This is a genomic window from Niallia yueguangensis, from assembly GCF_052663115.1.
The window spans coordinates 69,720-85,261 of the sequence record NZ_JBQTCX010000011.1 but is presented as its reverse complement, the minus strand read 5'-3'; the positions used below and the strand labels follow the sequence as shown (position 1 = coordinate 85,261).

At 33.9% G+C, this 15,542-nt stretch carries 15 protein-coding genes and 1 pseudogene; 4 read left to right on the top strand and 12 right to left on the bottom strand.

Features of this window, described 5'->3' with window-relative positions:
- Positions 1–23 precede the first annotated feature (23 nt).
- Complete coding sequence (locus tag ACTYA4_RS12140) at positions 24–230, top strand: hypothetical protein (RefSeq protein WP_443481812.1); 207 nt, start codon at positions 24–26, stop codon at positions 228–230.
- 128 nt (positions 231–358) lie between these two features.
- Here the strand turns inward: ACTYA4_RS12140 and ACTYA4_RS12135 are convergent.
- From ACTYA4_RS12135 to ACTYA4_RS12100, 8 genes and pseudogenes are all read right to left on the bottom strand, one after another.
- A pseudogene (locus ACTYA4_RS12135) lies at positions 359–615 on the bottom strand (hypothetical protein); the annotation flags it as partial.
- A gap of 16 nt (positions 616–631) precedes the next feature.
- A complete protein-coding gene (locus tag ACTYA4_RS12130; RefSeq protein ID WP_443481811.1) occupies positions 632–1,108 on the bottom strand; it encodes a GNAT family N-acetyltransferase in 477 nt (158 codons plus the stop codon).
- 16 nt (positions 1,109–1,124) lie between these two features.
- Positions 1,125–1,547 (bottom strand): FosM family fosfomycin resistance protein, encoded by a 423-nt coding sequence (gene fosM / locus ACTYA4_RS12125; RefSeq protein WP_443481810.1) that lies wholly within the window; start codon positions 1,545–1,547, stop codon positions 1,125–1,127.
- A gap of 60 nt (positions 1,548–1,607) precedes the next feature.
- Positions 1,608–2,327, bottom strand: a complete 720-nt coding sequence (locus ACTYA4_RS12120; protein ID WP_445505667.1) for a nucleotidyltransferase domain-containing protein — start codon at positions 2,325–2,327, stop codon at positions 1,608–1,610.
- 252 nt (positions 2,328–2,579) lie between these two features.
- Positions 2,580–2,996, bottom strand: coding sequence for a GNAT family N-acetyltransferase (locus tag ACTYA4_RS12115; protein WP_443481876.1), 417 nt, complete (start codon positions 2,994–2,996; stop codon positions 2,580–2,582).
- A 398-nt stretch (positions 2,997–3,394) separates the two neighbouring features.
- Positions 3,395–3,820 carry an SRPBCC family protein gene (locus tag ACTYA4_RS12110; protein ID WP_443481808.1) on the bottom strand — a complete coding sequence of 142 codons (426 nt, stop codon included), beginning with the start codon at positions 3,818–3,820 and terminating at the stop codon, positions 3,395–3,397.
- Between the two features lie 182 nt (positions 3,821–4,002).
- Positions 4,003–6,057: a (Fe-S)-binding protein gene (locus tag ACTYA4_RS12105; RefSeq protein ID WP_443481807.1), complete on the bottom strand. Its 2,055-nt coding sequence runs from the start codon at positions 6,055–6,057 to the stop codon at positions 4,003–4,005.
- Positions 6,058–6,692: 635 nt separating this feature from the next.
- Entirely contained in the window at positions 6,693–8,042 is a 1,350-nt protein-coding gene (locus tag ACTYA4_RS12100; protein WP_443481806.1) for an amino acid permease, read from the bottom strand.
- Positions 8,043–8,552: 510 nt separating this feature from the next.
- Here ACTYA4_RS12100 and ACTYA4_RS12095 point away from each other — a divergent pair.
- Positions 8,553–8,786 carry a transposase gene (locus tag ACTYA4_RS12095; RefSeq protein ID WP_443481805.1) on the top strand — a complete coding sequence of 78 codons (234 nt, stop codon included), beginning with the start codon at positions 8,553–8,555 and terminating at the stop codon, positions 8,784–8,786.
- Between the two features lie 47 nt (positions 8,787–8,833).
- The gene (locus ACTYA4_RS12090) at positions 8,834–9,142 is read left to right on the top strand and encodes an IS3 family transposase (protein ID WP_443481875.1); all 309 of its coding nucleotides are present in this window, start codon (positions 8,834–8,836) and stop codon (positions 9,140–9,142) included.
- A 374-nt stretch (positions 9,143–9,516) separates the two neighbouring features.
- Here the strand turns inward: ACTYA4_RS12090 and ACTYA4_RS12085 are convergent, their stop codons facing one another.
- From ACTYA4_RS12085 to ACTYA4_RS12070, 4 genes are all read right to left on the bottom strand, one after another.
- Positions 9,517–10,710, bottom strand: a complete 1,194-nt coding sequence (locus ACTYA4_RS12085; RefSeq protein WP_443481804.1) for a pyridoxal phosphate-dependent aminotransferase — start codon at positions 10,708–10,710, stop codon at positions 9,517–9,519.
- A gap of 173 nt (positions 10,711–10,883) precedes the next feature.
- On the bottom strand, positions 10,884–12,050 hold the full coding sequence (locus ACTYA4_RS12080) for an NAD(P)/FAD-dependent oxidoreductase (RefSeq protein WP_443481803.1): 1,167 nt from the start codon (positions 12,048–12,050) through the stop codon (positions 10,884–10,886).
- A 30-nt stretch (positions 12,051–12,080) separates the two neighbouring features.
- Complete coding sequence (locus ACTYA4_RS12075; RefSeq protein WP_445505666.1) at positions 12,081–13,061, bottom strand: electron transfer flavoprotein subunit alpha/FixB family protein; 981 nt, start codon at positions 13,059–13,061, stop codon at positions 12,081–12,083.
- Positions 13,062–13,073: 12 nt separating this feature from the next.
- Entirely contained in the window at positions 13,074–13,835 is a 762-nt protein-coding gene (locus tag ACTYA4_RS12070) for an electron transfer flavoprotein subunit beta/FixA family protein (protein WP_445505665.1), read from the bottom strand.
- Between the two features lie 433 nt (positions 13,836–14,268).
- Here ACTYA4_RS12070 and ACTYA4_RS12065 point away from each other — a divergent pair, with 433 nt between their 5' ends.
- On the top strand, positions 14,269–15,495 hold the full coding sequence (locus tag ACTYA4_RS12065; protein WP_443481800.1) for a sugar diacid recognition domain-containing protein: 1,227 nt from the start codon (positions 14,269–14,271) through the stop codon (positions 15,493–15,495).
- Positions 15,496–15,542 lie beyond the last annotated feature (47 nt).

The following is a 15,542-nucleotide window of genomic DNA, read 5'->3' as shown; positions in this document are numbered from 1 at the left end:
ATAAAATCCATAGGAGGATTAGAATGAACCACGAACTGGATTATGACCGTGACTTTGACAACGAAGACGAATTATCTAAGAAATCACTAAAACATATCTTACAAATGTCACTAGAAAGAGAAAATGAAATGATGAAAACATACTTGATCACCGCTGAACGTATACATGACAATGAAGAACTACAAAACCGATTGCGAAATTTTGCTGAAGGCAATGCTAAACGTTCTTGACAATTGATGGATGAATTAAAAGATAATGTATAGGTTATTCACTTCAAGAAGCCAGGTTGCTGAATAAAAAAGTGGGATTTTATACAATCCTACTAACACCACCATTAGTTGAAAATTAGAATAGCTATTTATTTAATTTTGGGTAATATCATTTTCAACTCAATTAAGTCATTTATTACCATATCAGCCTGAGAAAGTTCATCTTCTTGTGCAAAATCAAAATTACATCCTATTAAAACTAAACCATTACCTCTAGCTGCAATAATATCAGATAGACGGTCTTCAACTACTGCTGCATTGGTAATATCATATTTTTTATAATACTCTGAACTAAGTCTGATTTATTCAACGATTCAATTTGTTGAATACTAAATGTTTCAGTAACCTAATTTTCGAATAATTTAAAACTGTTTAACAATTTTTTTATAAAATATAAGGGTTGTATTTTCGTTCAATTTCTTATTAACACCTGTTTTGATGTAGCCCATTTTTTCATACAGATAACAATTACGTTCTTCTTCTAAAATTGTAGCTAATTCCCAACTAGTAGCTTTAATAAACATTTTCTCAACTGAAATGATAGCTTTCTGCGCTATACCATTACCTTGGTATTCAGGAAGAATAAACATTGGACTTATCCAATGTACGCTCTCTTTCCAGACTACACAAATAGCACCTACAAGGATATTATCAGCTAATATTTTGTAAAACCCACCATTAAGGTTATTAATTCTTGTAAAAACTCTATCAATGGTTTCATTTGCTGGATTTGTATCATAATCCTTATATTTTTCTAACAGTGGCATAAAAACCTTAACTTGCATATCAAAAATAGATTGTGCATCATCATTTGTAGCTTTCTCTAAAATAACGTCCATAAGGTGCACCACCACATCATGTGTAAAATTTCATATGGTTTTTATCCTGTCTATAATAATCTAATCTATCTTGTAATGTACCTGTATGAAATTCGAACTTATGGCCATCTGGATCAGTGAAGTAAATAGATTTTTTATCCTTTTTATCTCTTGGGCGACCTGAAAGAATGTTCACATTTAGCTCCTTCAGTTTTTCGTACATTTTTACAAAGTCTGCTTCTTCTATTGAAAAGGCTATATGTGTGTATGAATGGCTTATCTCATTACGAGGAATGTCTTTTTCTTCATTAAGAGCAAGCCACATGCCATTTAGGTCAAAATAGGCAGTGCTTTTCCCTTTAACTAATAGCTTTGCATCAAAAACATTTTGATAAAACTCAATTGAATTTTCTAAATTAGAAACTGAAAACAAAAAATGATTCAGACCTTTAACAGTCACTACATCACCTCATTCCTGCAGAAATGCCCCCGTTAATTGAAAAAAATTCGATAATTTTGCTTAGCTTTTTCCCAAAGAAAAACCGTCAAATAGCCGTCCTCCATAAGGTTCCAATACATTATGAACTAAGTTTATAATTTTATTTTTGTTACCTGTCTTATAAAAAATATCGAAAGCCTCAACAAACTGTTCGGCAAACTCCTCATCATAGTGTTTTAGTGAACGTGCAATCCATTTAGAAGTACCAATCCATTTTCGGTTTATTCTCAAAACAAATTCGCTTACCAATTCAGCAAGGGTATTAGCTATAAATATTTCTTCTGCTCTATTAGAACATCCTATTAAATCGTCTAGTGCATCCGTAATAAAGTATCTCCTTATTTTTATAGTTTCTGCTGACCATTCTTTTGGACCCTTATCTAATAATTCTCTCGCCTCTTTTTTAATAGGCTCAATTATACCATCATCCTTTAAGATAATTCCCTCTGAAACCATTCTGGGCATAGAAGGTTTTGCTGCTTTGCAATCACTTTCAAAAAAAAACTTGTAAGACGTTAAGTTATGTAAAAAAAGTTCTATTGCCCAACCCAAATCAATAAGTGACTCTCGATAAGATGAACTAAGGTTTTTATCAAAAACTACAATATCAAGGTCCGAAGTTTCTGTTGCTTCATCACGGACTACACTTCCAGCTAAAATAGTGCCCTGACAATCTGGAAAGTTTTTAAAAACAAACTGTTTTGCAGCATCAATAGGTTTTAATTTCTTAATTTCCCCCATTACTTCACCTCTTATTTAGCAATATACTCCTTTAGTAATTAAGATGCATCCATGGAAATTCCTGCATTTTAATTGCTGATTTATTCAGCAATCTGACCCAATTCATACAGAAAAATATACTACAATAGCTATGAGCAATGCTTCACTGATATTACTGAATAGCGCCCGATTGTTGAAGATCAAAGGCTGTTGAAGCTGGCTCGTACTTAATGAACTCTAGCACCCGTTCGTTCAACAAGAATCATTGAAGTTCTATTCAATTGGTGTAAGTCTAAACATCCCATTCATATCAGGTGGTTCTTTAAATCCAAACTTTTCATATAAACCAGCACCTTCTTTAGTAGCAAATAACCCAATAAAAGCTGGTATCGGTGCATTTTCTTTTAAATAAATAAAAAGTTGGTTCATAAGTTTTTTTCCTACGCCTTTTTTCTGATGTTCTGGTGATACAACAATGTCTTGAAAATAAAAATACATTTTCCCATCACCAACAATTCGTGCCATCCCAACTACTTCCTCTTTGTAAACTACAATCACTGCAAAAACAGAATTTTCAATAGCCTCTTTTGCAATTTCAAAGTTCATATAATCCCAACCAACAGAGACGCACAATTTTCTATATTCTTCGTATGTAGGTAGACGGCTTATAACTTTATAGTCTTCAAGCATAATATCATCCTCACTTAAATTGTTTACTATTTTTTCTTCAATTGCTGTTGCAATTCCTTCTTCCACCAACCCGCACCGTTAGCACAAGAAGAAACTGCCCTTGAGTAATCGTGCCCGTTTGTGGAATAAAAAATAATGTCTAAACCTGGATTTTATCGTTAAATTCAAAAAATCCATTTTGAAAAAAGGTCGATCAAAATGGATTTTTATTTATTAAATTTAAGTTTTGTACTTATTTCATTTTCTACCTATAACCTTCCACAATTGCAACTTTTAATTGAATATCAATTGGTTTTGTTCAACCTTGCTTTACCAGCTTCGGCTTTTTTCCTCTTGTCGACTGCTTAAAAAACCCCTTTAACAAAGATATTATAATTTGACGCTTACCTATTTATTAATTACTGCTGCTCTGCATATTTTTTAAAATTATCTAAAATCGCTTGCCATCCTTGTTGTTGTAACTCAATTGAATTAATGGTTTCCGCATCAAAAGTTTCATTGATCTTGGTTTCGTTTTCCTGATCAATAAAGGTAATTTTAACTTTTCTTCCATCACTAATAGTATAAGAAATTACCTCATTTAATTTCACTTCATCATAAATCCCACTAAAATCAAAACCAAAACTTCCATCTTTAGCTTCCATTCTTGAAAGAAATTTCCCGCCAACCCTTAAATCATTTTCAGCAAATGGTGTATGCCATTCATCTGAAGCATTGTTCCATTTTGTTATATGTACTGGTTCTGTCCAATATTTCCATACTTTTTCCACTGGTGCTTTGACTGTTGTTTCTACTGTTATTTTCACATTATTACTCGATTCCATATTTACCTCCCCTTAGAACATTTGTTCTTATTTAAATTTTACCACTTTTAAATAAAAAGTGGTAGTTTAAAGAAAAAATTTTGCTTTTAATATATTCTAAAATTCTTTCCTAAAAAATATTTAAATAAACCGAAGAAAAACAGAATTGGTCTTATAAAAATATTATTTTAGATTAGACAAAGTTACAAAGATTTCTCCAAAATTTCAACAATATCCAGCGTTTTAACTTGTTCATCCACTTCTTTACTTTTTACTCCATCATTCATCATCGTTAAGCAGTATGGACAATTGCTTCCAATCGTTGTTGGATTTAATACAAGTGCTTGTTCGGTTCGCTCAATATTTACGCGCTTTCCTTGCGTTTCTTCCAGCCACATCATTCCACCGCCAGCTCCACAACACATAGCATCTTGCTTATTTCGCGCAATTTCTAATATATTGACACCTGGCACAGAATTTAGAATTTTTCTTGGTAGATCATAAATATCATTGTATCGGCCAATGTAGCAAGAATCATGATAAGCAACTGCTTCTTTTACTTCTTTTGTAGGATTGATTTTACCCTCTTCTAATAGTTTCCAAATAAATTCAGTGTGATGGTATACTTCTGCTTCTAAACCAAACTCTGGATATTCATGTTTAAATGTATTGTACGTATGTGGACAAATCGTTACGATTTTATTAACGTTATATGCCTGGAAGGTAGCAATATTTTCTTGGCACAATTGTTGAAACAAGAATTCGTTCCCCATACGGCGGGCAGTTTCTCCAGAGCTGCGTTCTTCATTTCCTAAAATGGCAAACTTAATGCCAGCGATATTCATAATTTTAGCAAAAGACTGAGCTATTTTTTGGCTGCGTTTATCGAAAGAACCCATTGATCCTACAAAGAAAAGATAATCAAAGTCTTCTACTTCGTCTACTGTAGGCACAGCAATATCCTCTCTGCCTTCTCTCCAATTAATGCGCTCCTTGCGGTTTAATCCCCAAGGATTACTTTGGCGTTCAAGATTTTGAAAGTAGCGAGAAGAGTCTTGCGGCACCTTTCCTTCCGTTAACACTAGAAAACGCCTCATATCAATAATCTTCTCTACATGTTCGTTTGCTACTGGACATGCGTCCTCACAGTTTCGGCAAGTTGTACATGCCCAAAGTTCTTCCTCTGTAATGACATCACCTACTAAATTAGGCATTTCTAATGAGGCTGCTGATTCCATGGATGTAGATTGTGTTGCTAATTGGTTAGCAGTTGAGTTGCCGAAAATAAAATTTGGCAGCCATGGCTGCTTGGAAGTAACAGCTGCTCCTTGATCTGTTAAATGATCACGCATTTTTACGATTAAATCCATTGGAGATAAAGTTTTTCCAGTCCCTGAAGCTGGACACATATTGGTACATCGTCCACATTCAACACATGCATATAAATCAATTAATTGGTTTTGCCTAAAATCTTCTATCTTGCCAACTCCATATGTTTCCAAAGACTCATCTTCAAAATCAATCGATGTTATCTGTCCAACCGGTTTTGTATCTCTTAAAAACACATTAACCGGTGCAAATAATAAATGAGCATGTTTAGATTGTGGAACATACACTAAAAATGACAGCAAGGTAAGTGTGTGTATCCACCAGAATAAATAGAATAAGACTCCTGCCGTTCCTTGGCCAATATTTTGAAAAACAAACGCGATGGCTGTTGAAATCGGAGCATAAACACCACCCATTTCCCCTAGCCATAAATGTTCAAATGCTAACGACCCGAAAACGGAAACCATTAGAACGGATAGAAAAATAAGAACTAGTCCAGATTTTAATCCTCTTTTTAGCCGTACTAACTTCTCAATATATCTTCTATAATAAGCATATAAAACAGCCAATAAAATAAGGAATACCGTAATTTCTTGGGTTATACTAAAAAATTTATGCGCTGCTCCTAAAGGAAGCTCAAATCCTTGTATAAAGCCTTTAATTATAAGTTCTAAAGCACCAAGCTGAAGGATAATAAAGCCATAAAACATCACAACATGCATTATCCCGCTCTTTTTATCCTTCAATAGCTTTTTTTGTCCAAAGACATTGACAATAAACTCATTTACACGGATTTTCGTATCTTTTTTTAGATTGCTTTTTTTCCCTAGTTTAATGAAAGTAATTCTACTATATACAATAGAAGCAAAAAGATAGAAGGCATATCCTGCAACGAGTAAGAATAGCAAAAAATTAATAAACGAAACCATGATTTTCCCCCTTTATGTTAATCTAAGCTTGCAAGAGGCGCTAAAGATCCACCAGCTTTTATTGGACTGTTTTCATGTTCCATAGCATCATTGGTTTTTCCCTTACCATATTACATCCAGTAAAGAAAAACCTATTAAGCATTCAATTGGAAACTAGCCTCCCTCCCTCTAGTTTTGAATTTTCTAAATTTATCAACTTTATACAAAGTTTATATTTTTTCACTATCCATAACTATGTGGAAAATGTACAAAAATTTGAACGGAACTACCTAGTAGTTCCGTGTATTTTCTACATATTAAACCTTTTGGAATTCCCACTTCCTTTATGTAGGAAAGAAAAGCATAAAACAAAGTTGCGTCATTGTAGTAGCTGATGAAGGTTCAATTATTTGCTTTATACGTACCAAAACTAAATCTAGTTGAATTTCTTCTTTACTTACGAGTACTAAATCGTCCAAATATTTTAATAAAATAGGAAATGCAAGCCCTTCCGATTGAATATTCTGCCTATTCTGATTAAAATAATAATTAACAAATACAAAGGTAAGACTTTTTTTATTTTTTCTTCCCTTTCTTCAGTGATTGATAACTATCCCTTGGGTGTTAGAAGAATCAACATAGTTTACCCATTCAGTTTATTGTGCTTGATATGGCTTTTCATTATTCTCTGTTTGTTTGGAGCCTTGTTTCTTACTAGTAAGAACATAAGAAATAAGAATTATTGCTGTAGTAGTTAATGTTGCTATTAACTGTATACGAGTTGTTTCCATAAATGCCATTGCTATAAGAAGACATACCATAGCAGCTATTGTAAAATACGTTAAATAAGGAAAGAACCACATTTTCACAATTAAAGCTTCAGGATTATTTCTTTCTAATCTTTTTCTCATACGAACATGTGAAATAGCAACAAATAAATAGACGATCAAAGCAATACAAGAAGTAGCGTTAATAAGTAATACATAAAGTTTATCAGGAGAAATCGTACTGGATAGCAGTGTTATAAGTGAAAATACAGTACTGCCAAGCACGGCCCAGATAGGTGCACCTTTTTTCGTTACACGTAGTAATGCTTTAGGAGCATCTCCTTTTTCAGCTAGTGAGAATAACATTCTAGAAGTAGTATAGATACCAGTATTTAATACAGAAAGAACAGAAACTAAAATAATAATATTCATGATTAACGAGGCACCTGGAATTTCTAGCATGTCCAATACGGAAACGAAAGGACTTTTAAGAATAGAGGAAGAATTCCAAGGAAGAAGTGTCACTAGGATTGTTACCGAACCAATATAAAATACAAGGATCCTCCATATAACACTATTAATCGCAGCCATAACAGCTTTTTTAGGATTTTGTGATTCTCCTGCAGCAATTGTTGCTATCTCAATACCTGGATAAGCAAAAATAACAACCGAAATAGCAATTAAAAGAGAATTAATACCTTTAGGCATTATACCGCCTCTATCAAGAAGGTTTGATACACCCGGCTTCTCGACTTGAGGGAAAAGTCCAAAAATCATCGCAACACCAATAATTAAAAATGAAACTATAGCTACAACTTTGATAATAGAAAACCAGTATTCGAATTCTCCAAATAATCTAGCAGAAAAAAAGTTGGTCAGTGTTAATAAAATAATGCAGAGTAAACTTAGTATTCCAACAGAAATGAATGGAACCCACTCGTGAATAATGATTGCGGCCATCATAGCTTCAATTGCAATGACTACAACCCAGTAAAACCAGTATAACCACCCAATTGTATATCCTGCCCATGGACCAATCTCATTATAAGCATAAGTAGAAAAAGAACCACTATTTGGATGTGCAGTAGACATTTCCCCTAACATGCGCATAATAAAAACCATAAACATTCCTACCAATGCATAAGTGAAAACAGCTCCGGGACCTGCAGAGTTAATGACTGTTCCACTGCCTAAAAACAAGCCTCCTCCTACTACACCTCCTATTGCCATCATAGTCATGTGTCTTTGCTTCAGATTTTTTTGCAACTCATTATTAGTATAGATAATAATCCACTCCTTATCTTTTATATTGTTCCTAAGAAATTATTATTCTATTGACCGCAGGCTATCAATTCCTTTCTTGATAGTTTCTAATTTTACTGTAGATATAGTATTTTTTTCGTCAATAGAAAGTATAATACTCATTCTACCTATAAATCAGTGAGTTTGTTAATAATTGTAATATCATCTAACATAGGAATAACCTTCAACTAACATTAGATTCTTTTATATATCCTTAAAATGCAATTAATAACCACCTCACTCCCTACAAACAATTTATTATCAAGTACTTTTGTTTAATCTTTTTATCCTTTCTTATTTCACAAACTAATATTCACCTCTATTCAATTGATATATCTGAATATTTAAATTTTATTATTAATAACTTATTAAAGTGCATAATGCTAGACTCAAAAGTAGACACAGATTGTTATAATAGAAATCCAAACTATAATGAGGTGTGTCTAAATGGCTAAAGGAAATGGAAAACGTTATGGTGAAACATTTAAAAGAGAAACAGGCGTAAATGCAAATAATTTGCATGGTTGGATCAAGAAATATAGTCATCAGCCGGAAATTAAAGCAGCACAAACATTTTCTAGTCCTGATACTGAAATAAGAGCTTTACAAAAACAGTTATGTGATCTTGAAGAGGAAAATGAAATCTTAAAAAAGGCGATGCACTACTTCGCAACTCGGTAAATTTTGAATTTATCTATGAAAATCGCTCCCTATACTGAGTTGAGAAGATATCCCTAGTTCTGGGAGTATCAAAAAGTGGCTACTTTAATTGGCTAAACCGGCCAAAAAGTGAACAACGAAAAAAGCAGGAAAAGCTATCCCAAGCCATACTACAAACGCGCCTAGAATTTAAGCAACGATATGGTTGTGTTAAAATTACCAAAACCTTGAATAAACGTGGTGTGAAGGTGAGTGAACGAACCGTTTCTCGTATCATGACAAATAAAATAATTGGAAGTGTTGTACCGCCAAAAAATTACAAAGCTATTACAAACTCTAGACATAAGCATCCAGTCAGTGAAAATGTATTAAAGTAAGTAAACCCAATCAGTCATGGGTAACAGATAGCACCTACATTCCAACAAATGAAGGCTGGTTGTATGTAGCGAGCGTAATAGATTTGTATTAACGTAAAATCGCCGGCTGGTCCAATGCTTACTGGATTTATTATTGAGTATACTAGTAGCTATAATAGTTATATAGGTTCGTGTTCCTTAGGTCGGAAGTTTGCCGCCGACTTCCTTCAGATTCCGCGTCGCCACGGACAGCCTTGGCTTAAGCTATCCCCTACTACTGCCTTCGAGGTTCGGGACTTACACCCTAGAGATTACACCCATGCCGTGCACACTAGATAAACAAATCTATTACCTATTAACTAGCTCTTCCTTTCTAAATATTACAAATTAAATTCTTAATGCACACTTTCTTTTTTGTTTATATTATTTAAATAGTTTACAATTTTCTCTCCTGCTTCTTGTAGAATATCTACTGAGGCTGCAAAGGAAAGTCTTACATATCCTTCTCCAAAATTTCCAAATGCATTTCCAGGGGCAAGAGCTACACCTGTTTTTTCTAATAACTCCAATGCAATTTCATTAGAGGTTTTTCCAGTATGTGAAATATTTATAAAAAGATAGAATGCTCCTTCCGGCTTTTCGATCTCTATATTTTCTGATTTAGAAAGAATATCCACAATCAAGTCTCTGCGACGATTAAATTCCTCACGCATTTTTACCACATCAGGCTCTGCTTCTTGAAGCGCTGTCAGTGCTGCCTTCTGTGTAAAGGATGGCAGGCAAGTAACATTATATTGATGAACCCTGACAAGTCCATTCAAAAGATTGGAAGGTGCGTGAAGATAGCCTATTCTCCAGCCAGTCATCGCATATGCTTTCGAGAAGCCATTAACTGTTATTGTTCGTTCTTTCATTCCAGGTAGTGACGCAATACTGCAATGTAGTTGATTATCATAAATAATTTTTTCATAAATTTCATCAGACACAACGATTAAATCATGCTTAATCGCAATTTCAGAAATAGCTAGCAGTGTCTCTTTATCTATAATCATTCCAGTTGGATTGCCAGGTGAATTAATAACCAGCATACGCGTTCTTTCCGTAATGGCTTTTTCTATATCTTCTGCTCTTAAAGAAAAGGCCCCTTTATCATATACAAGTGGAACTTCTACAGGAGTTGCGCCCGCTAATTTGGGGCATGATTCGTAATATCCCCAAGTTGGAGAAGGAATGATCACTTCATCTCCTGGATTCAAGATTCCCATCATAATGATAGAAATTGCTTCTGTAGCCCCTATAGTTAACAACACTTCATCACTAGTTGCTGGAATATGATTTACCTTTGTTAATTTTTCAGCAATTGCCGTTCTTAATTCAGGTACCCCATAATTGGATGTGTAATGAGTCTCTTCATTTAAAATTGCTTCTATTCCTTTGTCAGAAACAATTTTAGGTGTTGGAAAATCAGGTTCTCCTAATATCAAGTTATATACTTTTTTACCTGATGCACTTAACGTAGTCGCTTTTTCATAAATTTTTCGAACATTGGAAAATCCTACAGAGTCTAATCGATTAGCAACTGTTAACAATGTAAACACCTCAAATTGATTATTAGTTATCACATTTCCTTTTATCTCTATCTGTTTATTTTTACTCGCCTGACAAGTTAGGGAGCTCTATGAAGAGCCAGCCCTAGCAGATTCATTTAATCATATATATAGAAAAAGTTCCTTGCCTCTGAAAAATGATGAACAATATCTTTTTATAGAACGGCAGTTTCAAGGATTAATTGCTTTTTAGCAAAACGTTCAATGGATAGGGATGATAGATCAATTGTTTCGTATTTTCCTAATCGTATCAACTCAGCCAACCCTTTTCCTGCTGCTGGCGCTTGCTGGAATCCATGACCACTAAATCCTGTTATCATATAATATCCTTTCATATCAGGATGGCCCCCGATTATAGCATTATGGTCAATATGATTGAAATCATAAAGCCCTACCCAGCCGCGTTCTAACTTTAACTGTTCAAAAATTTGGCTTCTTTCTGCCAATACTGGCCAAATCTGCTCCTCGAAACCAGATTTTTCTGAAGTAAATTCAAAACCATCTGGATTACGATGAGGCATTCCTGACGAAATTTTCGCTCCTTCTTTTCGGAAATAGACTCCAGAAGGATCAAATGTTATGGATGGAAGTGTTTTCTCAAATTGTGTAGCAAGGTCAAAACTGTATATCTGATAACGAAGCGGGCGAACTGGGATTTCAATTCCAATTGTACTACTTATTACTCCTGCCCATGCACCGCAAGCATTTACAACGACTGGAGCTTGATACTCTTCACCAGACTCTACTTTAACACCCGTCACTTTCCCATTTTCCGACAGAATAGATTGTACAGGTTCATAAATACACTCTACCCCTAAACTTTTTGCTTGCTTCACATAGAATTGAAGGACAGTGTACGGATCCATAGTCCCTGCATCCCTATCTATCGCTCCTCCTGCCAAGTCATCTACATTTAACTCTGGGATAATCTTTTTAATGTCATTTACAGAAAGCACTTCTATATTTGCACCTAATTTATTTTGAAACTTGGCATTATCAATATATTTAGGCAACGTTTCATTCGTAGCTAAATATAAATAACCATCTTGCTTAAAATCTAATAAAGGTGTTTCTCCGTCAATTTCCATTTCTTTCTCAAACTTTTTATAAAATTCAAGACTGGTATGGGACAATTGAATGTTTACTTCTGTCGTAAAAGAAAGGCGGATTCCTCCTTCACTTCGAGGAGTGGATGAAAATTCATACATTTGATCTTTCTCAAAAATAGCAATACTACCGGTAAACCCATCTTTCCGAAGATTATAAGCTACACTAGAAGCCATAATTCCTCCACCAACGATAATCACATCATACTTTTTCATTCTATCAACGCCTTTCTCTATTTTTATTTGTTATTCCGCAGTAACTGATAGGGTATTTTTAAATGCTTCCGTTAATTTTGGCACTACTTCAAATAAATCTCCTACAATTCCATAATCAGCAACACTAAAAATAGGAGCTTCTGAATCCTTGTTTATAGCAATAATTACTTTTGAGTTAGACATTCCAGCAACGTGCTGAATTGCTCCAGAAATGCCGCATGCAATATATAAATCAGGTGTAACTATTTTTCCAGTTTGTCCTATTTGCATAGAGTAGTCACAATAGTCCGCATCACATGCTCCTCGTGTTGCACCTACTGCACCACCAAGTACACCCGCTAATTCATTTAAAACTTGAAAGCCATCAGCACTTTTAACACCGCGACCACCTGCAATAACTACCTTTGCTTCTGATAAATCAATTCCACCAGATGTCTTGCGAACAATCTCTTTAATCGTCATACTCGGTTCATTTAATTCAACCGAAAACGGGATAAACTCTGTACTGTTTCCTTCTGGTTTAGGCAGCTCAAAATTATTAGGGCGAATCGTAGCAAATACAGTACCTTCTACAATAGCTTTCTTTTGAAAAGCCTTTCCACTGAATATTGGCCTTGTAAATACAATTTGATTATCTTCTACCGCAACATCTGTTACATCAGAAATTAAGCCAAGTCCCATTCTTGCTGCTACCCGTGGAGCTAAATCTTTCCCTAATGCTGTATGTCCTAGAAAAATAACATCAGGCTCTGTTGCTTTAATTACTTGAATAAATGCTCGGAAATATGCATCCGACGTATATTCTTCTAACTTCTCATCAGCAACACCGTATACTTTATGTACTCCATATTCTTCTAATATAGGAGTATACTGTTCTACTGATTTTCCAAAAACAGCTACTACTATTTCTCCATCCTCTAAAACTTTTTTCGCTGCGGAAACAGCTTCTAATGTTACATTTCTTAATTGTCCATCACGGATTTCTGCCAATATTAATGTTTTTTTTGTCATTTCGGTAGCCTCCTAAACTATTTTATGGTCTTTATTTATAAGTTGAACGATTTCTAATACTTGCGAATCAATTGCCCCTTCAAGAATTCGGCCTTTTTCCTTTACAGCAGGAAGAAATTGATCAACGATCTTTGTTTTTGCTTTTACATCTGAAATGCCTAAATCACTAATTTGGATACGCTCAATAGGTTTCTTTTTTGCTTTCATAATACTTGGAAAAGATGGATAGCGCGGTTCATTAAGCCCTTGTTGGGCTGTGATTAATAATGGCAAGGAAAACTCTAAAACAGCTGTATCACCTTCCACATCCCGATTCACTACGACGCTGTCGCCTTCAATTACCACCTTTGTTACTGCTGTTGTATAAGGTATTTCGAGTTCTTCTGCCAATCTTGGACCAATTTGACCAGTTCCGTTATCAATAGACATATTTCCAGCAAAGATAATGTCGAAAGAATTATCTTTAATAAATGATGCCAATAGCTTTGAAGTAATAAATTCATCTTTTTCCTCTAAGTCATCTTCAATAAGCACAGCTCGATCAGCGCCAAAGGCATAAGCAGTTCGAAGGATTTTCTCTGAATGGTCTGATCCAACTGTTACAACCGTCACTTCTCCTCCAGCTTCTTCTTTTAATCGAATCGCTTCTTCTAAAGCATATTCATCGTATGGATTTATAATAAATTCAATGCCATCTTCTACAATTTGGTCCTTTTCAATTACAACTTTCTCTTCCACATCAAACGTTGCTTTAACGATTACAATAATATTCATCGATTAAGCCTCCTCCTTAAGAAAAGTTACAAAAAAGCTATTGCAAACTTCTTTGGTTCATTTTATTTGAGTTAACTATAATTCATCTGCCTGATAAACTACTATGTGTAATTTACACAAAAAAAAGAATATTTCTTCAATTCTTATAGTTTAATTTTTACAATAGGCATTGTAATTTCGTTATAAATCTTGGGATTCCCACCTATATTTTCAAGTTTCATGTAAGCTTTCCTATCAAAAACACTTTTAAACATGTTATGTTTTCTAACATATTTGTTGAGATATTGAAAAAAATAAAATACACTGTAAACAATATGACCAAAGTAAGAATAGGAATATACTTCTGTAGAATTTGAATAAAATTAGTAGATTGTCAGTTAATTCTTTATTAGCACAGTATGTAGAAAAATAGATTTTTATTGGAGGGTAATGTATGATTCTTGAAAAAATTGCACAGACAGTGGCTCAAGAAACAAGTAATATAATAGGCTATCCAGTCAGTATTTCTGATGACAAAGGATATCTTATAGGAACAAACGATCCTAGTCGGGTAGGAATTTTTGATAAGCTATTTTTTGAAGTAGTAAAGCAAAAGAAGATGATTCAGTGGGAAGCTATACATGTAAAGAATTTACTAAATATTTTTCCTGGATCAAGCGCACCTATCATTGTAAATAATAAAGCTATTGGCGCTATAGGTATTATTGGTAAAGCAGATGAAACAGAAAAATATATACAGTTAGTAAAAAACCATATCGAAATGCTTTGCTATCAACATTTAAAATCGGAAATAGCTGATTTAGAAACAAAAGCATTAGATACTTTAATGCAATATATCTTTCATTTTGACAGCAAAAATGACAATATAGAACGAATAACTGATTATGGAAAAATGATAGGATATAATTTAGAAATAGAAAGAGCCTGTATTATTATTGATATTGCTGCTTTATCCACTAACATACTAAATACCACTACCAATAAAATATCCTTACATCAACTTCATCAAGAATTACTAGAAAGTATCAAGTTTCACTTTGTTGAACATAATGAAGATCTCATTGGACAAGCAAACCTAGAGCAATTCTCTATATTTCTTGCAACAGGTTCCAAAGGAATGGATAAATCATTTATAAATAGAATTGACTACAAAATTAACAAAGTGAATCAATTTTTAGAAAAAAAATACGGTTTATCAGCAGTCGTTGCAATCGGAAACACTGCTAAGGGTACACAGGGGATGAAAGAATCCTATGATAACGCAATAAGAACATTGCAGGCTGGAAAGAAGACAGAAATACACCCAAAAATATACTATTATAATAGCTGGAATATCACTTTAGAAATTTTAACAAATGAACTGCCTCCCACATTATTAACACAGCTCAATAAAAATGTAGATCCTTTTATTAACCACTATAACTTTGAAACGTTAGCCTCCACTTTTATGGTTTATTGCAAAAGCAATATGAATTTAAGTGAAACTGCTCGAAATTTATTTATTCACCGCAACTCTTTAATCTATCGCCTTGAAAAAATAAAGGAATTGACTTCATTAAATATATCGAATTTTGAACACTGTATTCTTCTTTATATAGCGATTAAAAACAAAATACAAGAGAACCAGAATCTTCAGTCTGTTAGTTCCAACGCTAAATAATTATTTTACCAAATTCCCCTCTTATCATTCTATGGTTCTAAGAGGGG

Excerpts from the sequence above, each read along its gene's own strand:
- ACTYA4_RS12140 (WP_443481812.1), top strand. The coding sequence starts at position 24 with ATGAACCACGAACTGGATTATGACCGTGACTTTGACAACGAAGACGAA.
- ACTYA4_RS12130 (WP_443481811.1), bottom strand. The coding sequence starts at position 1,108 with ATGGACGTTATTTTAGAGAAAGCTACAAATGATGATGCACAATCTATT.
- ACTYA4_RS12120 (WP_445505667.1), bottom strand. The coding sequence starts at position 2,327 with ATGGGGGAAATTAAGAAATTAAAACCTATTGATGCTGCAAAACAGTTT.
- ACTYA4_RS12115 (WP_443481876.1), bottom strand. The coding sequence starts at position 2,996 with ATGCTTGAAGACTATAAAGTTATAAGCCGTCTACCTACATACGAAGAA.
- ACTYA4_RS12110 (WP_443481808.1), bottom strand. The coding sequence starts at position 3,820 with ATGGAATCGAGTAATAATGTGAAAATAACAGTAGAAACAACAGTCAAA.
- ACTYA4_RS12105 (WP_443481807.1), bottom strand. The coding sequence starts at position 6,057 with ATGGTTTCGTTTATTAATTTTTTGCTATTCTTACTCGTTGCAGGATAT.
- ACTYA4_RS12100 (WP_443481806.1), bottom strand. The coding sequence starts at position 8,042 with ATGACTATGATGGCAATAGGAGGTGTAGTAGGAGGAGGCTTGTTTTTA.
- ACTYA4_RS12095 (WP_443481805.1), top strand. The coding sequence starts at position 8,553 with ATGGCTAAAGGAAATGGAAAACGTTATGGTGAAACATTTAAAAGAGAA.
- ACTYA4_RS12080 (WP_443481803.1), bottom strand. The coding sequence starts at position 12,050 with ATGAAAAAGTATGATGTGATTATCGTTGGTGGAGGAATTATGGCTTCT.
- ACTYA4_RS12075 (WP_445505666.1), bottom strand. The coding sequence starts at position 13,061 with ATGACAAAAAAAACATTAATATTGGCAGAAATCCGTGATGGACAATTA.
- ACTYA4_RS12070 (WP_445505665.1), bottom strand. The coding sequence starts at position 13,835 with ATGAATATTATTGTAATCGTTAAAGCAACGTTTGATGTGGAAGAGAAA.
- ACTYA4_RS12065 (WP_443481800.1), top strand. The coding sequence starts at position 14,269 with ATGATTCTTGAAAAAATTGCACAGACAGTGGCTCAAGAAACAAGTAAT.